Genomic DNA, 22,419 nt, shown 5'->3' with positions numbered 1-22,419 from the left:
GCCCGGAGAACTCACCTTTGTCGCGCCGCGCGGCGCCAAGCCCCCGCGACACCTCGCCGACCTGAGCCCCGCCGAGCGCAAGGAGGCCGTCGCCGAGCTGGGCGAGCAGCCGTTCCGCGCCAAGCAGCTCTCCAACCACTACTTCGGCCGGATGTCGAACGACCCGGCGACCTGGACGGACATCCCCGTCGCCAGCCGGGAGAAGCTCACCGAGAGCCTGCTGCCGGAGCTGATGTCGGTGGTCCGGCACGTCTCCTGCGACGACGACGCGACCCGTAAGACGCTCTGGAAGCTGTTCGACGGCACGCTGGTCGAGTCGGTGCTGATGCGCTACCCGGACCGGGTCACCATGTGCATCAGCTCGCAGGCCGGCTGCGGCATGAACTGCCCGTTCTGCGCCACCGGCCAGGCCGGGCTGACGCGCAACCTGTCCACCGCCGAGATCGTCGAGCAGATCGCCGCCGGGATGCGCGCGCTGAGCAGCGGAGAGGTCGCTGGCGGTGAGGCACGGCTGTCCAACGTGGTCTTCATGGGCATGGGCGAGCCGCTGGCCAACTACAACCGGGTGCTGTCCGCGATCCGCCGGCTGACCGATCCGGCGCCGGACGGCTTCGGCCTGTCCCAGCGCGGCATCACCGTCTCCACCGTGGGCCTCGTCCCGGCGATGTACCGGTTCGCCGACGAGGGCCTCAGCTGCCGTCTGGCCCTGTCGCTCCACGCCCCGGACGACGAGCTGCGCGACGAGCTGGTCCCGGTGAACACCCGCTGGAAGGTCGACGAGGTGCTGGAGGCGGCGTGGAACTACGCCGACAAGTCCGGTCGCCGGGTCTCCATCGAGTACGCGCTGATCAAGGACATCAACGACCAGGCGTGGCGGGCCGACCTGCTCGGCCGGCTGATCAAGAACCACCGGGTGCACGTCAACCTGATCCCGCTGAACCCGACCCCGGGCTCCAAGTGGACGGCCTCCCGGCCCGAGGACGAGCGCGAGTTCGTCCGCCGGCTCCAGGCGCACGGCGTGCCGACGACCGTCCGTGACACCCGCGGCCAGGAGATCGACGGCGCCTGCGGCCAGCTCGCCGCGGCGGGCTGAGCCCCGGGAGCGTCAGCGCAGCCCGGCGGCCGCCAGCGCGGCGGTCGCCCCGCCGGTCAGCAGCAGCGTGGTGCCCACCGCCAGGGTTCGCAGCGCGACCGCGCCTAACAGCAGCCGGGGCGCGGCACCGAGGCGCAGCAGCGCCCCGGTGACGTCCCGGCGGTCGGTGCGGACCTCGGCCAGCCGGGAGACCACCGCGGCGGCGGCGCAGCCGAGCACCAGGCAGGCCTCGACGGCGGGCAGCGCGTCGGCGCTGTCGGGCGTGCCGATCCAGTAGCGGATGGTGGTCAGCACCATCGCGACCGCGAGGGTGAGGACGGCCAGCGGCGGGCCGAGCCGTCGGGCCTGGGCGGTGAGGCCGCGTCCGGCCAGCAGCCGCAGCGGGGTGGGTCGGCCGACGGCGAGCAGCCGCCCGGTCCACGCGAGCAGCGGGCCGGTGAGCAGGGCGAGCCCGAACGCGCTCGCGGCCCAGCCGCCGAGGGCGGCGGTGCTGGTGGAGCCGAGCCCGGCGGGCAGGTGGATCGGGCGGCCGTCCTCCGCGGCGCCGGGGCGCAGCGCGATGAGTTCGAGCGCGGCGCCGACCACCACCAGCCCGAGCGGCAGGGCGATCCGCAGCCCGCCGAAGCCGGTGCGGCTGCGGGTGCGGCCGCCGGGCAGGGTCTCGTTGGCGGGCACCGCGCAGGCGGCGGCGATGCCCGCGGTGAGCGGGACCAGGGCGAGCAGGGTGACGGGCGCGGCGGCCGGCAGTGGTACGCCCATGCCGAGGTCGGCGGCGAGCGAGGGCCCGGCGATGTCGTTGCGGAGCACCAGGAAGAGCAGCAGGGTGCAGACGCTGCCGAGGGTGCAGGCGAGGGCGACCTCGCCGGCGATCAGGGTGCGGATCCGGCGGGAGCCGGCGCCGGCGGCGGTGAGTCCGGCGATGCGTTCGGGCCGCCGGGCGGGCACCGAGCGGGCGGCGACGGCCGCGAACCAGGCGACGGCGGCGAGCGGGGGCAGGCACCAGAGCAGCCGGGCCAGCGCGTCGGTGCCGCCGTGCGGGTCGCTCATCGCCCGGCCGAGGGAGCGCAGCAGGAAGGCGGCGACCACGGCGGCGGCCAGTGCGGTGAGCAGCCAGCGGCCGAGGTCGGGCACCCGGTAGCCCCGGGCCAGACGGAGGTAGAACACGTCGACTCTTTCAGCGGCTCGGCGTCGTAAGCGGCTCGGCGTCTTCAGCGGCGGGTGCGGTGAGCCGTCCGTCGACGAGGGCGACGGAGCGGTCCGCGAACCGGACGAGCTCGGGGTCGTGGGTGGCCAGGACGAGGGTGAGCTGGTGCGAGCGGGCCGCGCTGGTCAGTATCCGCAGGACCTGGTCGGCTGCCTCGCGGTGCAGCGGGGCGGTGGGGTCGTCGGCGAAGACGACGGGCGGCAGCGGGGCGAGGGCGCGGGCGACGGCGATCCGCTGGCACTGGCTCTGGACCAGCCGGTCGGGGCGCTGCCGGGCGACGTCGCCGACGTCGAGGCGTTCGAGCCACTCGTCGGCGGCGGTGTACGCGGCCTTGTTGCCGGCTCCGGCGAGCAGCAGCGGCAGGGCGACGTTCTCACGGGCGGTCAGTTCGGGGACGAGGTGCGGCTCGGAGCCGACGAAGCCGAAGCGGTCGCGGCGCAGCCGCTCGCGGCCGGCCCGGCCGAGGGTGTGCACGGGGGAGCTGTTGAACCAGACCTCGCCCTCGTCGACGGCGAGCTGGGCGGAGAGGCAGCCGAGCAGGGTGCTCTTGCCGGAGCCGCGCGGGCCGGTGACGGCGAGCACCTCGCCGTCGCGGACGCCGATCGAGATGCCGCGCAGGGCGGGGGTGCCGTAGTGGGACTTGACGATCCCTCGGGCCCACACCACGTCGTTGTCAGGCGGTGCCGCTGACATGAGGTTCCACCTCGGTGGCCGCAGGGATATGACAGTCGTCAGATTAGAACGACCGGGACCGGTCGCGGTTGCGGCACACTGGGCCATCGCGGGCAAATCACCCGCAATCAGGCATGTTTGGTCGTACGACTGTGATGTTGGCGGGCCCGCGGCGTGAACGCCGAAGGGCGGCCCCGGGGGAACGGGGCCGCCCTTCGGCGGAGGGTGGGGAAGAGGGCTCAGGGGATCAGAGCTTCGCCCACGCGTCGGTGAGGCTGGTCCGCAGGATCTGCTCGATCTCGTCGAAGGTCGACTGGTCGGAGATCAGCGGCGGGGCCAGCTGGACGACCGGGTCGCCACGGTCGTCGGCGCGGCAGTACAGGCCGTTGTCGAAGAGGGCCTTCGAGAGGAATCCGTAGAGCACGCGCTCGGTCTCCTCGTCGTTGAAGCTCTCCTTGGTGACCTTGTCCTTCACGAGCTCGATGCCGTAGAAGTAGCCGTTGCCGCGGACGTCGCCGACGATCGGCAGGTCGCGCAGCTTGTTGAGGGTGCCCAGGAAGGCGGCCTCGTTGTCGAGGACGTGCTGGTTCAGGCCCTCGCGCTCGAAGATGTCGAGGTTGGCCAGCGCCACCGCGGAGGAGACCGGGTGGCCACCGAAGGTGTAGCCGTGCAGGAAGGTGTTGTCACCCTTGTAGAACGGCTCGGCGAGGCGGTCCGAGATGATCGTGGCGCCGATCGGGGAGTAGCCCGAGGTCATGCCCTTGGCGCAGGTGATCATGTCGGGCTGGTAGCCGAACTTGTCGGCGCCGAACATGGTGCCCAGACGGCCGAAGGCGCAGATGACCTCGTCCGAGACCAGCAGCACGTCGTGGCGGTCGCAGATCTCGCGCAGGCGCTGGAAGTACCCGGGCGGCGGCGGGAAGCAGCCACCGGCGTTCTGCACCGGCTCGACGAAGACGGCGGCGACGGTGTCGGCGCCCTCGTTGAGGATGGCCACCTCGATCTCGTCGGCGCACCAGCGGCCGTAGGCCTCGGGGTCGACCGTGCCGTCCGGGCCCTCCAGGAAGGCCGGGGCGCGGTAGATGTTGGTGTTCGGGGCCTTGTGGGTGCCCGGCACCAGCGGCTCGAACGGGGCCTTCAGGCCCGGCAGGCCGGTGATGGACAGGGCGCCCTGGGGGGTGCCGTGGTAGGCGACGGCGCGCGAGATGACCTTGTACTTGGTCGGCTTGCCGGTCAGCTTGAAGTACTGCTTGGCGAGCTTCCAGGCGGTCTCGACGGCCTCGCCGCCACCGGTGGAGAAGAAGACCTTGTTCAGGTCGCCCGGGGCGTAGTTGGCCAGGCGCTCGGCCAGCTCGACGGCCTTGGGGTGGGCGTAGCTCCACACCGGGAAGAACGCGAGCTCCTTGGCCTGCTTGGCGGCGGCCTCGGCCAGCTCCTCGCGGCCGTGGCCGGCCTGGACGACGAACAGGCCGGCGAGGCCGTCGAGGTACTTGCGCCCCTTGTCGTCCCAGACGTAGGTGCCCTCGCCCTTGACGATCGTCGGCACGGGGGAGTTCTCGTACGACGACATGCGGGTGAAGTGCATCCACAGGTGGTCGTAGGCGGTCTTGGAAAGGTCCTTCTGCGCCGGGTCGGCTGTCATCGGGTGCCCCAGGTGTAGGTCTGTTTCCGGAGCTTCAGGTAAACGAAGCTCTCGGTGCTCCGCACGCCGGGAAGCGCGCGGATGCGCTTGTTGATCAGTTCGAGCAGGTGCTCGTCGTCCTCGCAGACCAGTTCGGCCAGGAGGTCGAACGAGCCTGCGGTGCAGACCACGTAGTCGACCTCGTCGAGGGCGGCCAACGCGTCGGCGACGGGTTCGATGTCACCTTCGACCCGGATGCCGACCATCGCCTGGCGGGTGAAGCCGACGGTGAGCGGGTCCGTGACGGCGACGATCTGCATCACGCCCTGGTCGAGCAGCTTCTGGACGCGCTGCCGCACGGCCGCCTCGGACAGGCCGACGGCCTTGCCGATGGCTGCGTACGGGCGGCGCCCGTCCTCCTGGAGCTGCTCGATGATCGCCTTGGAGGCGGCGTCGAGGGGAACGCTCGCGTTCCGGTCGCGGTTGGCCACGCCGCCACTGTGCCTGATCGTTCCCTTGTTCGCAAGCGAGGAAACTGCTGATTTCGTCGTGATCTTGGAATTCCCATGCGGATTTCATCGTCTACGCGAGCTTGGCCTGTCGATCCCGGCAGTCCTGTGGTTACCCTGGCACGGTACGCGCGCGCCCCCGCAGTGCGGCGCGCGTTCCGCCACCAGTGGACCGCGCCGTGTGCGGCCCGGCCACTCGGCGGCCTTCGTACGCCGGACCCGCCGACGTACCATGGCGCCGGAATCTGCAACGCCGCAGGCCCAGACCGAGGAGAGACCCGTGAGCGACCTTCGCACGCTGCGCAACTACATCAACGGTGAGTTCGTCGACGCGGCTGACGGCCGCACGCTCGACATCGTCGACCCGACCACCGGCGAGGTGTACGCGACGTCGCCGCTGTCCGGTGCTGCTGACGTGGACGCCGCCATGGCCTCGGCCGCCGCCGCGTTCCCGATCTGGCGCGACTCCACCCCGAGCACCCGGCAGAAGCTGCTGCTCAAGGTCGCCGACGCGGTCGAGGCCCGGGCCGACGAGATCGTCGACGTCGAGGTGCGCAACACCGGCAAGCCCCGCGCGCTGACCCTCTCCGAGGAGATCGGCCCGATGGTGGACCAGATCCGCTTCTTCGCCGGCGCCGCGCGCCTGCTGGAGGGCAAGGCCGCCGGTGAGTACATGGACGGGATGACCTCGATCATCCGCCGCGAGCCGGTCGGCGTCTGTGCCCAGGTCGCGCCGTGGAACTACCCGATGATGATGGCGGTGTGGAAGTTCGCCCCGGCCATCGCCGCCGGCAACGCCGTGGTGCTGAAGCCCTCCGACACCACCCCGGCCTCCACCGTGCTGCTGGCCGAGATCATCGGCGGCGTGCTCAAGGAGATGGAGCTGCCGGCCGGCGTCTTCAACGTCATCTGCGGCGACCGCGAGACCGGCAAGCTGATGGTCGAGCACAAGACCCCGGCGATGGCCTCCATCACCGGATCGGTGCGCGCCGGCATCTCGGTCGCCGAGTCCGCCTCCAAGGACGTCAAGCGCGTCCACCTGGAGCTGGGCGGCAAGGCCCCGGTCGTGGTCTTCGAGGACGCCGACATCGCCGAGGCGGTCGAGGGCATCTCGGTGGCGGGCTTCTTCAACGCCGGCCAGGACTGCACCGCCGCCACCCGCGTGCTGGTGCACGAGTCGATCCACGACGCCTTCGTCGAGGCGCTGGCCAAGGCCGCGGCCGAGACCAAGACCGGCGGCGTGGACGACGAGGACGTGCTGTACGGCCCGCTGAACAACGCCAACCAGCTGAAGCAGGTCTCCGGCTTCATCGAGCGGCTGCCCGCCCACGCCAAGGTCGAGGCCGGCGGCCACCAGGTCGGCGACAAGGGCTACTTCTACGCCCCGACCGTCGTCTCGGGCCTGAACCAGGACGACGAGATCATCCAGAACGAGGTCTTCGGCCCGGTCATCACCGTGCAGAAGTTCACCGACGAGGACCAGGCCGTCGAGTACGCCAACGGCGTCGAGTACGCGCTGGCCTCCTCGGTGTGGACCAAGGACCACGCCCGCGCCATGCGGATGTCGCGCCGCCTGGACTTCGGCTGCGTCTGGATCAACACCCACATCCCGCTGGTCGCCGAGATGCCGCACGGCGGCTTCAAGAAGTCGGGCTACGGCAAGGACCTGTCGTCCTACGGCTTCGAGGACTACACCCGCGTGAAGCACGTCATGACCGCGATCTAGCGGGTCATGACCGTCAGACGCGGTATGACCGCGATCTAGCGGGTCGTGACCGTCAGACGCGGTATGACCGCGATCTAGCGGGTCGTGACCGTCAGACGCAGTACGACCGCGATCTGAACGGTCGGTTGATCTGACAGTGGGCCCGGGTCGAAGAGACCCGGGCCCACTGGCTTTGCACCCTGTCGGTGGGGCGTGCGACCGACTGACAGGATGAAACTGCACTTCGCGGGCGGGCGGCCCTAGCCTTACCGGCATGAGCATCCCCACCGCTGACTCAGCCGCCGGCCAGGCCGTCAAGGCCGCCGACCGCGCGCACGTCTTCCACTCGTGGTCCGCCCAGGCGCTGATCGACCCCCTCGCGGTGGCCGGTGCCGAGGGCTCGTACTTCTGGGACTACGACGGCAACCGCTACCTCGACTTCTCCTCGCAACTGGTCAACACCAACATCGGCCACCAGCACCCGAAGGTGGTCGCCGCGATCCAGGAGCAGGCGGCGAAGCTCTGCACCATCGCCCCCGGCTTCGCGGTCGAGTCGCGCAGCGAGGCCGCCCGGCTGATCGCCGAGCGCACCCCCGGCGACCTGGACAAGATCTTCTTCACCAACGGCGGCGCCGAGGCCAACGAGAACGCCATCCGGCTGGCCCGGCTGCACACCGGCCGGCACAAGGTGCTCTCCACCTACCGCTCGTACCACGGCGCCACCGCCAACGCGATCGCCCTCACCGGCGACCCGCGGCGCTGGGCCAACGAGACCGGCGTCTCCGGGGTGGTGCACTTCTGGGGCCCGTACCCCTACCGCTCCAACTTCCACGCCGAGAACGAGGCGCTGGAGTGCGAGCGCGCGCTGGAGCACCTGGAGCAGGTGATCGCCTTCGAGGGGCCGGGCACCGTCGCGGCGGTCATCCTGGAGACCGTGGTCGGCACCGCGGGCATCCTGGTCCCGCCGGCCGGCTACCTGGCCGGGGTGCGGGAGATCTGCGACCGCTACGGGATCGTGTTCATCCTGGACGAGGTGATGGCCGGCTTCGGGCGCACCGGCGAGTGGTTCGCGGCCGACCACTGGGGGGTCACCCCGGACCTGCTGACCTTCGCCAAGGGCGTCAACTCGGGCTACGTGCCGCTGGGCGGCGTGGCGATCAGCGCCGAGATCGCGGCCACCTTCGCCGAGCGGGCCTTTCCCGGCGGGCTCACCTACTCCGGGCACCCGCTGGCCTGCGCCTCGGCCGTGGCCACCATCAACACCATGGCGGAGGAGGGCATCGTCGAGAACGCCAAGCACATCGGCGAGACGGTGCTCGGCCCCGGCCTGCGCGAGCTGGCCGAGCGGCACCCGTCGATCGGCGAGGTGCGCGGCCTCGGCGTGTTCTGGGCGCTCGACCTGGTGAAGGACCGGGAGACCCGCGAGCCGCTCGTCCCGTACAACGCCGCGGGCGCCGACAACGCGCCGATGGCCGAGCTGGCCGCCGCCTGCAAGCGGCGCGGGCTCTGGCCGTTCGTCAACATGAACCGCTTCCACGTCGTCCCGCCGTGCACCGTCACCGAGGAGGAGGCCAAGACCGGCCTCGCGGTGCTGGACGAGGTGCTGTCGCTCACCGATGAGCACACTGTCTGACGTACCTACCAGGACGGCCCCGGGCACCCCGTGTCCGGGGCCGTCCGACGCTCCGGAAGGCCCCCACATGCCCAGCAGCTCCACCCTGACCCGCCGCACAGCCGACTCTTCTGCGCTGCGCCGACGTTCCGTGCTCAGCGGGGCCGCGCTGCTCGGCGCCGGCACGCTGACCGGCTGCGGCATCCCGTCCGCGTACGTGGACGAGGACCGCCGGTCGGCGCCGGACCGTTCGGAGAGCGACAGGCGGCTCGTCTTCTCCAACTGGACGCAGTACATCGACACCGACGACCAGGGGAAGCGCCCGACCCTGGACGCCTTCGGCGAGCAGACCGGGATCGCGGTCACCTACACCGAGGACATCAACGACAACGACGAGTTCTTCGGCAAGATCAGCCCGGTGCTCACCCAGGGCGCCGCCCCGGGCCGGGACCTGATGGTGATCAGCGACTGGATGGCCGGGCGGTACGTCTCGCTCGGCTGGGTGCAGGCGATGGACCGGGCCAACCTGCCCAACGTCACCGCCAACCTGGACCCGCAGCTGGCGAACCCGGCCTTCGACCCCGGACGCAGCCGCAGCGTGCCCTGGCAGTCCGGGATCACCGGCATCGCGTACAACCGCAAGGCGCTCGGCCGGGAGCTCAAGTCCACCGCCGACCTGTGGGCGCCCGACCTCAAGGGCCGGGTCACCCTGTTCGCGGGGCTGGACGAGGCGCTCGGGCTGCTGATGCTCTCCCAGGGCGCGGACATCTCGAAGTTCGGCGACGACGACGCGCACAAGGCGATGGACCTGGTGCAGCGGATGGTCGACACCGGGCACGTCCGCCGCTTCACCGGCAACGACTACACCAGCGACCTCGCCTCCGGCGCCGCGCTCGCCTGCCAGGCCTACTCCGGTGACGCCGTCCAACTCACCGCCGAGAACCCGGACATCGCCTTCGTGGTGCCGGAGGAGGGCGGCGAGCTGTGGGCGGAGAGCCTGATGATCCCCAACCGGGCCGTCCACAAGCGCAACGCCGAGCTGCTGATCGACTACTACTACCGGCCCGAGGTGGCGGCCGAACTCGCCGCGTTCGTGCAGTACATCTGCCCCGTCCCGGCCGCCCGCGAGGTGCTCGCGGACAGCGGGGACAAGGAGAAGGCCGAACTCGCCGAGAACCCGCTGGTGTTCCCGACCGAGGAGATGCGCGAGCGGCTGCACACCATGCGCGACGTCACCTCGGCCGAGCGGCCCGAGCTGCACAAGGTCTGGGGGCGCATCACCGGAGTGTGAGGGGTGCCGGGGGCGACCGGTCTACCTGCGCACGGCGTCCAGGGCGAGCAGCGCCACGTGCAGGGACAGGCAGGACTCCACCTGGTCGAGGTCGACGCCGAGGATGCGCTCGACCTTGTGCAGCCGGTCGTAGAAGGACGGCCGGGACAGGTGGGCGGCGTCGGCGGCCGCCGACTTGTTCCGGCCCTGCTCCAGGTAGATCCGCAGCATCTGCACCAACTGGCCGTTGTGCTCGGCGTCGTGGGCCAGCAGTGGGCCCAACTCCCGTTCCACGTAGGTCTGTAGACGGGCGTCGTCGCGCAGCAGGTGGAGCAGGCCGCGCAGCCGTACGTCCGGCAGCCGGTAGTAGGAGGCGGTCCGGCCGCCGCCGGGCGCGTCGTGCAGGGCGGCGTCGGCGACCTGGGCGGCCTCCAGCAGCGTGCGCCGGGCGTCGCGGACCGAGCCGACCGAGGAGCCGACCGCGACCACCGGGCCGGGGGCGTCGGCGCCCTCCCGGCCGGCCTCGGCGGACATCCGGCGCAGGGTGGCCGAGAAGGAGTCCAGGGCGGCGTGCTCGTCCTGCTGGGTGCCGAGCGCGATCAGCAGCCCGACGCCCTCGTCGTCCAGCGCGCCGACCAGGGCGGAGAGCCGACAGGCCCGGACGGCCCCGGCGGCCAGCTCGGTGAAGTCGCGCAGCCGGGCCTGCGCCTCCAACGCGGCCGGGATCGGCCCGCGGCGCTGGCGCAGCACCACCCCGACCAGTCGTCGGCCCTCCAGCGGGACGCCGAGCGCCTGGGCACGCAAGGCCACCTCGGAGACGGTCAGCGCGTGGGTGAGGATGCCGGAGAGCAGGGTGCGGTGGGTCTGCCGCTCCAGGCTCTCCCGGTCGCGCACCACCAGCCGGTTGAGCGCCAGCGCGGAGGCGCCGCGCTCCAGCAGCATGGTGTGCGGGTGCGCCCCGCCCTCGGGCAGCGGGCCCGGCTCCTGCACCAGGACCAGCCGGCCCCAGTCCTGGCCGCGGGCGCCGACGGTGGTCACCAACCAGCCGCTGCGCGGGTCGTGGCCGGTGCGGCCGGGCGGACGGACCCCGCGTGAGCGGCGCTCCCAGTCCTCCAGCAGCTCGGCCTCCGGCCGCCCGGCGGTGTCGTGGGCGAGCACCTGGTGGGCCAGGTTCTCCAGCACCACCGGCGCGCCCGCCATCCGGGCCACCTGGCGGATCACCTCGGGCGGCTCGGCGCCCTCCACCACCAGCTCGTTGAACACCTGGTGGACGGACTCGGAGACGCGCAGCTGCTCCAGCTGGGCGTTGACCACCAGGGCGTGCACGGCCTCGGTGACGGCGACGAAGCGCACCTCGCGGCGGAGCGTGATCAGCGGCAGTCCGCGCTGTTCGGCGGCGTGCACCAGGGCGCGGGGGAGCGAGTCGAAGTAGCGCCGCCCGAACTCGACCACCAGGCCGGCCACCCCGACCTCGTCCAGCTCGCGGACGTAGCGGGCCAGGCCCTCACGGTCCTCGGGCAGCGCGATGCCGGTGGTCAGCACCAGCTCGCCGCCCCGCAGCATCCCGGCGACGTCCGGCAGTTCGCTGACGTGGACCCAGCGGACCGGCCGCTCCAGGTGGTCGGCGCCGGCCACGACCTGGGGCAGACCGCGCCGCATCACCTCCAGGTCGAGTACGCGGGCGACGGTGGGGAGCATCGCTGGCCTCCAGGGAGAGGGCAGGGGATCAGAGTGTCAGGTAAATCATCCATCCCCGCGACGACCTGTTGCCCTGCGAGGAGCCTTGCACTCTGTAAGGCCCTTCGTGTCGAGACTGTCGCAGTGACCCTTGTCACGTCAGTCGTGCAGCGGGCAAGGTCAGCGGGACCGCAGAGCCCACCGCGGAAGCGTGACCCGGCGCACGCGGTCGCACCACCCGCACTTGGAGGAACCAGATGGACCTGACCGACTTCGGCGCGGGCGCGCAGTACATCGCGGGCCGGCAGACCCACGGTGGCGGCGAGCCCTTCCAGGTCGTCAACCCGGCCGACGGCAGCGTGGTCGAGCAGGTCGCGCTGGCCACCACCGCCGACGTGGACGCGGCCGTCGCCGCCGCGAAGGACGCCCTGCCCGGCTGGTCCTCCGCCACCCCCGGCGCCCGCAGCGAGGCGCTCACCCGGCTGGCCGCCGTACTGGCCGGGGCCGCGGACGACCTCGCCCGGGTGGAGACCGCGCAGACCGGCAAGCCGGTCAAGCTGGCCACCGAGTTCGACGTCCCCGGCACCGTCGACAACGCCGCCTTCTTCGCCGGCGCCGCCCGCAACCTGGAGGGCAAGGCGGCCGGCGAGTACTCCGGCGACCACACCTCGTACGTGCGGCGCGAGGCGATCGGCGTGGTCGGCTCGATCTCGCCGTGGAACTACCCGCTGCAGATGGCCGCCTGGAAGATCCTCCCGGCGATCGCGGCGGGCAACACCATCGTGCTCAAGCCGGCCGAGCTGACCCCGCTGACCTCGCTGATGTTCGCCAGGGCCTGCACCGAGGCCGGCATCCCGGACGGCGTGGTCAACGTGGTCACGGGCGCCGGGCGCACGGCCGGCGAGCACCTGGTCTCCCACCCCGACGTCGCGATGGTCTCCTTCACCGGCTCCACCGCCGTCGGCCGGCGGGTCGCCGAACTCGCCACCGCGAGCGTCAAGCGCACCCACCTGGAGCTCGGCGGCAAGGCCCCGTTCGTGGTCTTCGACGACGCCGACCTGGACGCCGCGGTGCACGGCGCCGTCGCCGCCTCGCTGATCAACGGCGGCCAGGACTGCACCGCCGCCACCCGCGCCTACGTCCAGCGCCCGCTGTACGAGGCCTTCGTGGCGGGGGTGGCCGAGCTGTACGCGGCGATCCGGATCGGCGACCCGCTGAACCCGCACACCGACCTCGGCCCGCTGGTCTCGTACACCCACCGGGACCGGGTGGCCGGCTTCGTCGAGCGCACCCGTTCGTACGCCACCGTGGTCACCGGCGGACGCGCGCCGCAGCGGGGCCACGACGGCACCGACCTCACCCGGGGCGCCTACTACGAGCCGACCCTGATCACCGGCGCCGCCCAGGACAGCGAGGTGGTCCAGGGCGAGGTCTTCGGCCCGGTGCTGGTCGTGCTGCCCTTCGACGGCGACGACGAGGGCCTGCGGCTGGCCAACGACACCCCGTACGGCCTGGCCGCCTCGGCCTGGACCGGCAACGTGCACCGCGCGCTGCGCGCCACCCGGGAGATCGCCGCCGGGTGCGTCTGGGTCAACGACCACATCCCGATCATCAGCGAGATGCCGCACGGCGGGTACAAGGCGTCCGGCTACGGCAAGGACATGTCCCAGTACTCGCTGGACGAGTACACCCAGGTCAAGCACGTCATGTTCGACACCACCGCGGTCGCCCGCAAGGACTGGCACCGCACCGTCTTCGGAGACAGATAACCCCCGGCCAGAGGGTGCCCCCACACCCCTCTTCTCCCCCAGGAGGCCCGTTCCATGGCGTTCAAGGCGTTCAACGAGCTCACCGACGGTCTGCCCGAACCGGTCCGCAGGGCCTGGGAGCGCAGTCTGACCGGCGGCCGGGCCGCGATCGGCCGCCGCACCCTGCTGCGGGCCGCCGCACTGACCGCCGGAGCGGGCACCCTGGCCGCCTGCGGCATCCCGGCGGCCCCCAGGGCGACCGGCGACTCGACCGCCAACGCCGCCAAGGACCTCTCGGAGAGCGAGAAGGAGGTCGACTTCTCCAACTGGCCGCTGTACGTGGACACCGACGAGAAGGACAAGCAGAGGCACGGCACCCTGGACGCCTTCACCGCGGCCACCGGCATCAAGGTCAAGTACAACGAGGATGTCAACGACAACGTCGAGTTCTTCGGCAAGGTCAAACCGCAGCTCGCGGCCGGCCAGGACACCGGCCGCGACCTGATGGTTCTCACCGACTGGATGGCCGCCCGGCTGATCCGGCTCGGCTGGGCGCAGAAGCTGAACCCGGCGAACGTCACCACCGCGATCACCAACATCGAGGCCCGTTTCCGCGCCCCCGACTGGGACCCGGGCCGGCTCTACTCCTACCCGTGGGCCGGGATCCAGACCGTCGTCGCGTACAACCGGAAGGCGACCAAGGGCAAGGAGGTCACCAGCGTCTCCCAGCTGCTGGACGACCCCGAGCTCAAGGGCCGGGTCACCTTCCTCTCCGAGATGCGCGACAGCGTCGGGATGGTCCTGCTGGACCAGGGCAAGGACCCGGCGAAGTTCACCGCCGACGACTACGACGGAGCGATCGCCCGGTTGCAGAAGGCCGTCGACGGCAAGCAGATCCGCCGCTTCACCGGCAACGACTACGGCCAGGAGCTCTCCTCCGGGGACATCGCCGCCTGCATCGCCTGGGGCGGCGACCTGACCCAACTGCGCGCCGACAACCCGGACATCGAGTTCGTGATCCCGGAGAAGGGCTACCTCGCCTCGACCGACAACCTGCTCGTTCCGGCCAGGGCCCGGCACAAGACGAACGCGGAGAAGCTGATCGACTTCTACTATCAGCCGAAGATCGCGGCGCAGCTGGTCGCGGGCATCGGCTTCGTCTCCGCCGTCACCGGGATGAAGGACGAGCTCGCCACCCTCGCCCCGGACACCGCGGCCAACCCGCTGGTCGTACCCACCCCCGAGATGGCGGCCAAGGCACACGAGTTCCGCACCCTCACCGAGGGCGAGGAGAGCGACTTCGAGCAGAAGTTCTCCAAGCTCATCGGCGCCTGACCCCCACTCACGGCAGAGAATCCCAGGAAGACACCCCATGACAGACCAGCTGCGCGACGCGGCCGGCGGCGACGTCCGCCTCACCGGCATCGGCAAGACCTACGGCTCCTTCACCGCCGTCCACCCGCTCGACCTGACCGTCCCCCAGGGCTCCTTCTTCGCCCTGCTCGGCGCCTCCGGCTGCGGCAAGACCACCACGCTGCGCATGATCGCCGGCCTGGAGGAGCCCACCACCGGCACCGTCCTGATCGGCGGCCAGGACGTCACCGCCCTGCCCCCGTACAAGCGGCCGGTGAACACCGTCTTCCAGAGCTACGCGCTCTTCCCGCACCTGGACATCTTCGAGAACGTCGCCTTCGGCCTGCGCCGGCGCGGGAAGAAGGACGTCAGGAAGCAGGTCGAGTCCATGCTGGAGCTGGTCGAACTCGGCCAGTACGCCCGGCGCAAGCCGCACCAGCTCTCCGGCGGCCAGCAGCAGCGCGTCGCGGTCGCCCGCGCGCTGATCAACCACCCCCAGGTGCTGCTGCTGGACGAACCCCTCGGCGCCCTCGACCTCAAGCTGCGCCGCCAGATGCAGCTGGAGCTCAAGCGGATCCAGACCGAGGTCGGCATCACCTTCGTGCACGTCACCCACGACCAGGAGGAGGCCATGACCATGGCCGACACCATCGCGGTGATGAACGGCGGCCGGGTCGAGCAGCTGGGCGCGCCCGCCGAGCTGTACGAGAACCCCGCCACCACCTTCGTGGCCAACTTCCTCGGCCAGTCCAACCTGCTGCCCGCCGAGGTCACCGGCGGCTCCGGCGAGGACCTCCTGCTCACCGTGGCCGGAACCCGCCTCGCCGTGCCCAAGGCGCGCTGTGCCACTGAGGCCGGGCGGGTCCACCTGGGCGTGCGCCCGGAGAAGATCACCATCACGCACGGCTCCGAGCAGGTCGCCGAGGGCCGCAACCGGCTGGCCGGCACCGTCGTCGACTCCAGCTTCATCGGCGTCTCCACCCAGTACGTGGTGCGCACCGACGGCGGCCAGGAGGTCACCGTCTTCGAGCAGAACATGGAGCGCGACGCCCGGATCGTCCCCGGCGCCCCCGTGCAGCTGCACTGGAACCCGGCGCACTCCTTCGCCCTGGACGCCTCGCAGGCGATCGACGCGGGCACCGCGGAGGAGGCCGCGTGACCACCACCACCCCGGCGGCGCCGCCGCAGGTCATCCCGCTCGCCGAAGCGCCTTCGAAGCCGAAGCGCAAGCTCACCCCGTACTGGCTGCTGCTGCCCGGCATAGCCTGGCTGGTCGTCTTCTTCGCCGTGCCGATGCTGTACCAGGGGTCCACCTCGCTGCAGACCGGCTCGCTCGAAGAGGGCTTCAAGGTCACCTGGCACTTCTCGACGTACTGGGACGCCCTGGTCGAGTACAAGTGGCACTTCGTCCGCTCGTTCTCGTACGCGGCCATCGCCACCGTGCTCTGCCTGGCCATCGGCTACCCGCTCGCGTACACCATCGCCTTCAAGGCGAGCCGGCGCTGGCGCAACGTCATCCTGATCCTGGTCATCGCGCCGTTCTTCACCAGCTTCCTGATCCGCACGCTGGCCTGGAAGACCATCCTGTCCGACGGCGGACCGGTCGTCGGCGCGCTCAACACCCTGCACGTCCTGGACGTCACCAACGCGCTCGGGCTCACCTCCGGCGACCGGGTGCTCGCCACCCCGCTCGCCGTGGTCTGCGGCCTGACCTACAACTTCCTGCCGTTCATGATCCTGCCGCTGTACACCTCGCTGGAGCGGATCGACCCCCGGCTGCACGAGGCGGCCGGCGACCTCTACGCCCGGCCGTTCACGACCTTCCGCAAGGTCACCTTCCCGATCTCGCTTCCGGGCGTGGTCGCGGGCACCCTGCTCACCTTCATCCCGGCCTCCGGCGACTACATCAACGCCCAGCTGCTGGGCTCGCCGAGCGAGCAGATGGTCGGCAACGGCATCCAGAAGCAGTTCCTGAACGTGCTCGACTACCCCACGGCGGCCGCGCTGAGCTTCATCCTGATGGCCCTGATCCTGGGCATGGTGACGGTCTACATGCGCAAGGCCGGGACGGAGGAACTGGTCTGATGTCCCGCATCTTCAAGTGGATCCGCGCCCACCTGGTGGTCCTGGCCGGCCTGCTGGCCCTCGCCTACCTGGTGCTGCCCAACCTGGTCGTGCTGGCCTTCTCGTTCAACAAGCCGGTCGGCAAGTTCAACTACGAGTGGAACGAGTTCTCCACCGACGCCTGGACCAACCCCTGCGGCGTGGCCGACATGTGCCAGTCGCTCTCGCTCAGCCTGCAGATCGCGGTGCTCGCCACCATCGGCGCCACCGTGCTCGGCACGATGGTCGCCTTCGCGCTGGCCCGCTACCGCTTCCGCGGCCGCTCGGCCACCACCGCGATGATCTTCCTGCCGATGGCCATGCCCGAGGTGGTCATGGCCGCCTCGCTGGGGACGCTGTTCCTCAACATGCGCATCCCGTTCGGCTTCACCACCATCCTCATCGCGCACATCATGTTCTGCCTCAGCTTCGTGGTGACGGCGGTCAAGGCGCGTGTGATGAGCATGGACCCGAGGCTCGAACAGGCCGCCCAGGACCTCTACGCGACCCCCACCCAGACCTTCCTGAGGGTCACCCTGCCGCTGGCCGCCCCCGGCATCGCCGCCGGAGCGCTGCTCAGCTTCGCCCTCTCGTTCGACGACTTCATCATCACCCAGTTCAACTCGGGCCCGACCACGGTCACCTTCCCGATGTTCGTCTGGGGCGCCTCGCAGCGCGGCATCCCGGTGCAGGTGAACGTCATCGGCACCGCGATGTTCGTCGCCGCGGTCGCGCTGACCGTCGCCGGACAGTGGCTCGGCAACCGCCGGAAGGCCACCGCCTGACCGGCCGCATGACGTACGGTCGGCAGCGGTGGCGCACGAACCATCGCCTATTCGTAGAAAGTGGCTGATAATGCATGGACTCCGCCCGCGCACTCAGTGACGCCAGGCCCACCCCCTTCTGGCTGGAGGACCCCGGCCGGCCGGAGGCGCTCCCCGCCCTGGTCGGCTCCACCACCTGCGACCTGCTGGTCGTCGGCGGCGGCTACTCAGGCCTGTGGACCGCCCTCATCGCCAAGGAGCGCGACCCCTCGCTGGACGTCGTGCTGGTTGAGGGCAACGAGGTCGGGTGGGCCGCGTCCGGGCGCAACGGCGGATTCTGCGCGGCCAGCCTCACTCACGGCTTCGGCAACGGCCTGGACCGCTGGCCCGCCGAACTCGCCCAGCTGGAACGCCTCGGCGCCGCCAACCTCGACGGCATCGAGGCCGCCATCAAGCGCTACGGCATCGACGCCGAGTGGGAACGCACCGGCGAGATCGACATCGCCACCCAGCCCCACCAGGTCGAGGAACTGCACGAGATGGCCGAGGCCGCCGCCCGGTACGGCTTCGACCTCACCGTCCTGGACGCCGACCAGCTGCGCGCCGAGGTGAACTCGCCGACCTTCCTCGGCGGCGTCTGGGACAAGGAGGGCGTGGCCATGGTCCACCCCGCCAAGCTCGCCTGGGGCCTCAAGGACGCCTGCCTGAGCCAGGGCGTACGGATCTTCGAGCACACCCGGGCCACCGACCTGCGGGAGCACGGCAGCGGCATGGCCGTCCGTACCCCGTACGGCCGGGTCTTCGCCCGCAGGGTCGCGCTCGGCACCAACGTCTTCCCTTCCCTGCTCAAGAGGGTCCGCCCGTACGTCGTGCCGGTGTACGACTACGCGCTGATGACCGAGCCGCTCAGCGCCGAGCAGCTCGCCTCGATCGGCTGGCGCGGCCGCCAGGGGCTCGGCGACAGCGCCAACAAGTTCCACTACTTCCGGCTCTCCGCCGACAACCGGATCCTCTGGGGCGGCTACGACGCGGTCTACCACTACGGCGGCCACGTCCGGCACGAGTACGACCAGCGGCCGGAGACCTTCCGCACCCTGGCGGGCCACTTCTTCCGCTGCTTCCCGCAGCTGGAGGGGCTGCGCTTCACCCACGCCTGGGGCGGTGCCATCGACACCTGCAGCAGGTTCTCGGCGTTCTTCGACACCGCGTACCGGGGCAAGGTCGCGTACGCCGTCGGGTACACCGGGCTCGGCGTCGGCGCGACCCGCTTCGGCGCGGAGGTGATGCTCGACCTGCTCGCGGGCGAGCGCACCGAGCGCACCTCGCTGGACATGGTGCGCTCCAAGCCGCTGCCGTTCCCGCCCGAGCCGGTGCGCTGGGCCGGGATCGAGATCACCACCCGCTCGCTGGAGCGGTCCGACCGCAACGGCGGCCACCGCAACCTGTGGCTGCGCACGCTCGACCGGCTGGGGCTCGGCTTCGACAGCTGACCTCGTGACCTCGTGACCTCGTTTGACTTCGTTGACCCCGTTTGACCTCGTTGACCCGGTGATTCCGCTGCCCCGCGAATCCGCGCTACTCGTGTAGCGCGACCCGTGTAAGAGGGACCCGCCGTCCACCTCTCCTTGGTGACGGCGGGTCTCGGTCTTCCCGCCGCCCGACCGATCGGTACGAGCGTCAAGAAGCGGGGACAGACATGGAGAGCACCGGACTGCACTGGCTCACCCAGGTGGCACCGGACCCGGAGGACTTCCGGAAGCACTGGGAACGCACTGGACTGGGCCTGATGCCGCTGCCGGCCGGGCGGCGCTGGGACGTCCTGTCCGTCCCCGGCCGGCTCGGGCGGCCGGCCCTGGACATCCTGGACACCCGCCACCGCGGCCCGGTCCTCGCCGACTTCGAGGGCGAGCAGGTCAGCTTCCTGGTGCCGGTCGGCACCGCCGCCCGCTGGGTCGGCACCGGCGTGCGCGGCGCGGGGGAGGGCAGCTGGATCGTCGTTCCGCACCCCGAACGCAGCAGCCGGGGCGTGCGATGGCTGGTCCCGCCCGACGGATCCGGCAGGCTCAACGACCCGGTGCTGCTGGAGCTGGCCCTGCACGAGGCGGCGGCCCGGCTCAGCGGCTGGTGAGCCCCGGGCGGCTCCCCGAGGTGGCGCGCGGGGTGGGCGCCCGCGTCAGACTGGAGGCGTGACCATCGCCCCGCACGCCGTCGACGCGTCCCTCCGCCCGGGCCCCGCCCAGCTGCGCCTGGCCGCCCTGGCCGCGCCCGTCTGCGAGCGGTACGGGCTGGCGCTGGCCGGCGGGCACGGGCTGCGCGCCCACGGCGTCGAGGCCTGTGCACAGGACGGGCTCACCCTGGCGACCGGCGGCGCCGACCTGCCGGAGGTGGCCGCCGCCCTGACCGGGGCGTACCGCGCGGCGGGCGGCGGGGTCGCCGAGCGGCCCGGCACGCCGCGCCTGGAGCAGCTGACCGTGCGGCTGGCGCTGGGCGGGCGGTCGCACTCGGTGGAGCTGCGGAAGGAGCCGCTCGGCCACCGGCCGGTCCGGCTCGACCTGGGCGCTCCGGGGCCGGAGGAGCCACCGGTCATCCTGCCGGTGGTCGCCCTGGAGGACGCGGCGGCGCTCGCCACCGCGCTGCTGGTCGACCGGGGCATGCCGCGTGACCTGATCGACGTGCACGCCCTCGCCCGGTGCTATCGCGAGGGCGAACTGCTCGCACTGGCGGGGGAGTTGGATCCGGACTTCCAGCCGACGGCGCTCGCCGACCGGCTGGAGACGCTCGCCGAGGCGGCGGACGGCCGGTTCCGCGCCCGGGGCGTCGACGCCGGGGCGGTGGACGGGCTCAAGCGGTGGGCGCTCGCCTGGGCGCAGGACCTGCGGCTGGACCTGCTGGAGACCCAGGAGGCGGCGGACGGGCTGCACGACCCGTACCTGGAGGACGAGGAGTCCTGACCCCCCCGGGACCGGGTGGTTCACGCGGTTCACGCGTCCGGAGTAGCGGCGAGTAGCGGAGAGACGACCTGTAAGGCTGAATCCGAGATCCCCGTCAGCCTGTTCGTTGAGCCTCGCCGCAGCGGCGACCAGACTGGAAGACGAGCGCGGTAGCCCCGTGAATTCCCGTCGCCCGGCCCTCTCGCGGGCGGCGCCAGACCGGACCGGTGGCAGGACGCCGCCCGGGACTTCGGAGGCAGACGGACCTTGAGCAAGCACATCATTCACTGGATCGGCGGCAAGCCGGTCGCCACCGCCGGTGCGGCGCCCCGCCGTGGTGACATCTTCGACCCGGCCACCGGCCAGGTCGCCGGCCACGTGGACTTCGCCGAGATCGCTGAGGTCGACCAGGCCGTGGCCGCCGCCGCCTCGGCCTTCGCCGAGTGGCGCACCGCCTCGGTGGCCAAGCGGACGACGGTGCTCTTCGCCTTCCGCGAGCTGCTGAACGCCCGCCGCGACGAGCTGGCCTCGATCATCGTCTCCGAGCACGGCAAGGTGCACTCGGACGCGCTGGGCGAGATCGCCCGCGGCCTGGAGGTCGTCGAGTACGCCTGCGGCATCCCGCAGCTGATCAAGGGCGGCTTCACCGAGCAGGCGTCCACCGGCGTCGACGTCTACTCGATCCGCCAGCCGCTCGGCCCGGTCGCGATCATCTCGCCGTTCAACTTCCCGGCCATGGTGCCGATGTGGTTCTTCCCGATCGCCATCGCGGCCGGCAACACCGTCGTGGTGAAGCCCTCGGAGAAGGACCCGTCCGCGGCCAACTTCCTGGCCGAGCTGTGGAAGGAGGCCGGCCTGCCGGACGGCGTGTTCAACGTCGTGCACGGTGACAAGGTCGCCGTCGACCGCCTTCTGGAGCACCCGGACGTCAAGTCCGTCAGCTTCGTCGGCTCCACCCCGATCGCCCGCTACGTCTACGAGACCGGCACCCGCTACGGCAAGCGCGTGCAGGCCCTGGGCGGCGCCAAGAACCACATGCTGGTCCTGCCGGACGCCGACCTCGACCTCGCCGCCGACGCCGCCGTCAACGCGGGCTTCGGCGCGGCCGGCGAGCGATGCATGGCGGTGTCCGTCCTGGTCGCGGTCGACCCGATCGGCGACGAGCTGGTCGAGAAGATCAAGGAGCGGGTGGCGACCCTGAAGGTCGGCCCCGGCTGCAACGGCGACTCGGAGATGGGCCCGCTGGTCACCGGCCAGCACCGCGACAAGGTCACCTCCTACGTCGAGTCCGGCATCGCCGACGGCGCCGAGCTCGCCGTGGACGGCCGCAAGCACCCGATCACCGCGGAGGACGAGAACGGCACCCCGACCGCCGACGGCTTCTGGCTCGGCCCCACGCTGTTCGACCACGTGAAGCCCGGCATGTCCGTGTACAACGACGAGATCTTCGGCCCGATCCTCTCCGTCGTGCGCGTCGCCTCCTACGAGGAGGGCCTGGCGCTCATCAACGCCAACCCGTACGGCAACGGCACCGCCCTCTTCACCAACGACGGCGGCGCGGCCCGGCGCTTCCAGTTCGAGGTGGAGGTCGGCATGGTCGGCATCAACGTGCCGATCCCGGTGCCGGTCGCCTACTACTCCTTCGGTGGTTGGAAGGCCTCGCTGTTCGGCGACGCCCACGCGTACGGCCCGGACGGCGTGCAGTTCTTCACCCGCGGCAAGGCCGTGACCCAGCGCTGGCTGGACCCCTCGCACGGCGGCATCAACCTCGGCTTCCCCACCAACAGCTGAGTCGGCGGTTCCAACCTGTTCCACCTGCTCGGCCGGCTGGCCGGATCCCTCCACCCGGGGTCCGGCCAGCACCTTTTGCCCGCCGTTTGCATCCGGGGCCAGAAGCGCGTACAGTTCTTCGAGCTGCCTGGCAGGGAGCACCGGACACGCAACTGCGCGGACGGCCCCGGGGCGGCCAATCCTCTGAAACACCACTTCCCGGTTCGTGCCGGTCGCTTTCGCTTTCTCGCGTTGCGGCTTGGTGCCTATTTGGCGTGCGCGTTTTATCGGATTGCGGCTGGATTCGCTTTTCGGAGCGGGGATCGGCTAGAGTTTGAAACGTCGGACGGGGCGTCAAGCCCCGGAAGACACCGGCGAGTTGGATGAT

Annotated in this window: 18 protein-coding genes; 13 read left to right on the top strand and 5 right to left on the bottom strand. The window is 71.3% G+C overall.

The features are described from left to right. A partial coding sequence (rlmN, locus tag J0670_RS05785) for a 23S rRNA (adenine(2503)-C(2))-methyltransferase RlmN (RefSeq protein ID WP_207810280.1) occupies window positions 1-1,093 on the top strand: 1,093 nt, incomplete at its 5' end. Between the two features lie 12 nt (window positions 1,094-1,105). On the opposite strand, the gene J0670_RS05780 is transcribed toward rlmN, so the two are convergent. The 4 genes from J0670_RS05780 to J0670_RS05765 all read right to left on the bottom strand — a co-directional run bounded on the left by J0670_RS05780 (window position 1,106) and on the right by J0670_RS05765 (window position 5,081). After that, window positions 1,106-2,257, bottom strand: a complete 1,152-nt coding sequence (locus tag J0670_RS05780) for a hypothetical protein (protein WP_207810278.1) — start codon at window positions 2,255-2,257, stop codon at window positions 1,106-1,108. Between the two features lie 10 nt (window positions 2,258-2,267). Beyond that, on the bottom strand, window positions 2,268-2,990 hold the full coding sequence (locus J0670_RS05775) for an ABC transporter ATP-binding protein (protein ID WP_207810276.1): 723 nt from the start codon (window positions 2,988-2,990) through the stop codon (window positions 2,268-2,270). Between the two features lie 226 nt (window positions 2,991-3,216). Beyond that, entirely contained in the window at window positions 3,217-4,611 is a 1,395-nt protein-coding gene (locus tag J0670_RS05770) for an aspartate aminotransferase family protein (RefSeq protein WP_207810274.1), read from the bottom strand. Beyond that, window positions 4,608-5,081 (bottom strand): Lrp/AsnC family transcriptional regulator, encoded by a 474-nt coding sequence (locus J0670_RS05765; protein ID WP_030243538.1) that lies wholly within the window; start codon window positions 5,079-5,081, stop codon window positions 4,608-4,610. The genes J0670_RS05770 and J0670_RS05765 overlap by 4 nt, the downstream gene beginning before the upstream one ends. Window positions 5,082-5,331: 250 nt before the next feature. Between J0670_RS05765 and J0670_RS05760 the strand changes: the two genes are divergently transcribed. The 3 genes from J0670_RS05760 to J0670_RS05750 all read left to right on the top strand — a co-directional run bounded on the left by J0670_RS05760 (window position 5,332) and on the right by J0670_RS05750 (window position 9,707). Then, complete coding sequence (locus J0670_RS05760; RefSeq protein ID WP_207810272.1) at window positions 5,332-6,825, top strand: gamma-aminobutyraldehyde dehydrogenase; 1,494 nt, start codon at window positions 5,332-5,334, stop codon at window positions 6,823-6,825. 253 nt (window positions 6,826-7,078) lie between these two features. After that, the gene (locus J0670_RS05755; protein ID WP_207810271.1) at window positions 7,079-8,437 is read left to right on the top strand and encodes an aspartate aminotransferase family protein; all 1,359 of its coding nucleotides are present in this window, start codon (window positions 7,079-7,081) and stop codon (window positions 8,435-8,437) included. 67 nt (window positions 8,438-8,504) lie between these two features. Beyond that, on the top strand, window positions 8,505-9,707 hold the full coding sequence (locus J0670_RS05750; protein WP_207810269.1) for a spermidine/putrescine ABC transporter substrate-binding protein: 1,203 nt from the start codon (window positions 8,505-8,507) through the stop codon (window positions 9,705-9,707). A gap of 21 nt (window positions 9,708-9,728) precedes the next feature. Here J0670_RS05750 and J0670_RS05745 read toward each other — a convergent pair whose 3' ends face one another. Beyond that, a complete protein-coding gene (locus J0670_RS05745; protein ID WP_207810267.1) occupies window positions 9,729-11,384 on the bottom strand; it encodes a PucR family transcriptional regulator ligand-binding domain-containing protein in 1,656 nt (551 codons plus the stop codon). Between the two features lie 236 nt (window positions 11,385-11,620). Between J0670_RS05745 and J0670_RS05740 the strand changes: the two genes are divergently transcribed. From J0670_RS05740 to J0670_RS05700, 9 genes are all read left to right on the top strand, one after another. Then, entirely contained in the window at window positions 11,621-13,132 is a 1,512-nt protein-coding gene (locus J0670_RS05740) for a gamma-aminobutyraldehyde dehydrogenase (protein WP_207810265.1), read from the top strand. A gap of 54 nt (window positions 13,133-13,186) precedes the next feature. Next, window positions 13,187-14,446, top strand: coding sequence for a spermidine/putrescine ABC transporter substrate-binding protein (locus tag J0670_RS05735; protein ID WP_207810263.1), 1,260 nt, complete (start codon window positions 13,187-13,189; stop codon window positions 14,444-14,446). A 37-nt stretch (window positions 14,447-14,483) separates the two neighbouring features. Then, on the top strand, window positions 14,484-15,623 hold the full coding sequence (locus J0670_RS05730) for an ABC transporter ATP-binding protein (protein WP_207810261.1): 1,140 nt from the start codon (window positions 14,484-14,486) through the stop codon (window positions 15,621-15,623). Then, window positions 15,620-16,549 carry an ABC transporter permease gene (locus tag J0670_RS05725; protein WP_207810259.1) on the top strand — a complete coding sequence of 310 codons (930 nt, stop codon included), beginning with the start codon at window positions 15,620-15,622 and terminating at the stop codon, window positions 16,547-16,549. The genes J0670_RS05730 and J0670_RS05725 overlap by 4 nt, the downstream gene beginning before the upstream one ends. Beyond that, window positions 16,549-17,352 carry an ABC transporter permease gene (locus J0670_RS05720; RefSeq protein ID WP_207810257.1) on the top strand — a complete coding sequence of 268 codons (804 nt, stop codon included), beginning with the start codon at window positions 16,549-16,551 and terminating at the stop codon, window positions 17,350-17,352. The genes J0670_RS05725 and J0670_RS05720 overlap by 1 nt, the downstream gene beginning before the upstream one ends. Window positions 17,353-17,426: 74 nt before the next feature. Next, the gene (locus J0670_RS05715) at window positions 17,427-18,821 is read left to right on the top strand and encodes an FAD-binding oxidoreductase (protein WP_207810254.1); all 1,395 of its coding nucleotides are present in this window, start codon (window positions 17,427-17,429) and stop codon (window positions 18,819-18,821) included. Between the two features lie 206 nt (window positions 18,822-19,027). Continuing rightward, window positions 19,028-19,459: a hypothetical protein gene (locus J0670_RS05710; protein ID WP_207810252.1), complete on the top strand. Its 432-nt coding sequence runs from the start codon at window positions 19,028-19,030 to the stop codon at window positions 19,457-19,459. 58 nt (window positions 19,460-19,517) lie between these two features. Further along, on the top strand, window positions 19,518-20,282 hold the full coding sequence (locus tag J0670_RS40180; RefSeq protein WP_207810250.1) for a nucleotidyl transferase AbiEii/AbiGii toxin family protein: 765 nt from the start codon (window positions 19,518-19,520) through the stop codon (window positions 20,280-20,282). Window positions 20,283-20,528: 246 nt separating this feature from the next. Next, complete coding sequence (locus J0670_RS05700) at window positions 20,529-22,052, top strand: CoA-acylating methylmalonate-semialdehyde dehydrogenase (protein WP_207810248.1); 1,524 nt, start codon at window positions 20,529-20,531, stop codon at window positions 22,050-22,052. The last annotated feature ends 367 nt before the right edge of the window (window positions 22,053-22,419 follow it).

The organism is Streptomyces sp. FH025 (genome assembly GCF_017427025.1).
Taxonomy (GTDB): domain Bacteria; phylum Actinomycetota; class Actinomycetes; order Streptomycetales; family Streptomycetaceae; genus Kitasatospora.
This window is presented reverse-complemented; position numbering and strand designations above follow the sequence as displayed.

What these genes read in the sequence shown, in the direction of transcription:
- J0670_RS05735 (WP_207810263.1), top strand. Translation starts at nt 13,187, where the DNA reads ATGGCGTTCAAGGCGTTCAACGAGCTCACCGACGGTCTGCCCGAACCG.
- J0670_RS05770 (WP_207810274.1), bottom strand. Translation starts at nt 4,611, where the DNA reads ATGACAGCCGACCCGGCGCAGAAGGACCTTTCCAAGACCGCCTACGAC.
- J0670_RS05710 (WP_207810252.1), top strand. Translation starts at nt 19,028, where the DNA reads ATGGAGAGCACCGGACTGCACTGGCTCACCCAGGTGGCACCGGACCCG.
- J0670_RS05715 (WP_207810254.1), top strand. Translation starts at nt 17,427, where the DNA reads ATGGACTCCGCCCGCGCACTCAGTGACGCCAGGCCCACCCCCTTCTGG.
- J0670_RS05750 (WP_207810269.1), top strand. Translation starts at nt 8,505, where the DNA reads ATGCCCAGCAGCTCCACCCTGACCCGCCGCACAGCCGACTCTTCTGCG.
- J0670_RS05760 (WP_207810272.1), top strand. Translation starts at nt 5,332, where the DNA reads ATGGCGCCGGAATCTGCAACGCCGCAGGCCCAGACCGAGGAGAGACCC.
- J0670_RS05775 (WP_207810276.1), bottom strand. Translation starts at nt 2,990, where the DNA reads ATGTCAGCGGCACCGCCTGACAACGACGTGGTGTGGGCCCGAGGGATC.
- J0670_RS05720 (WP_207810257.1), top strand. Translation starts at nt 16,549, where the DNA reads ATGTCCCGCATCTTCAAGTGGATCCGCGCCCACCTGGTGGTCCTGGCC.
- J0670_RS05745 (WP_207810267.1), bottom strand. Translation starts at nt 11,384, where the DNA reads ATGCTCCCCACCGTCGCCCGCGTACTCGACCTGGAGGTGATGCGGCGC.
- J0670_RS05740 (WP_207810265.1), top strand. Translation starts at nt 11,621, where the DNA reads ATGGACCTGACCGACTTCGGCGCGGGCGCGCAGTACATCGCGGGCCGG.
- J0670_RS05755 (WP_207810271.1), top strand. Translation starts at nt 7,079, where the DNA reads ATGAGCATCCCCACCGCTGACTCAGCCGCCGGCCAGGCCGTCAAGGCC.
- J0670_RS05730 (WP_207810261.1), top strand. Translation starts at nt 14,484, where the DNA reads ATGACAGACCAGCTGCGCGACGCGGCCGGCGGCGACGTCCGCCTCACC.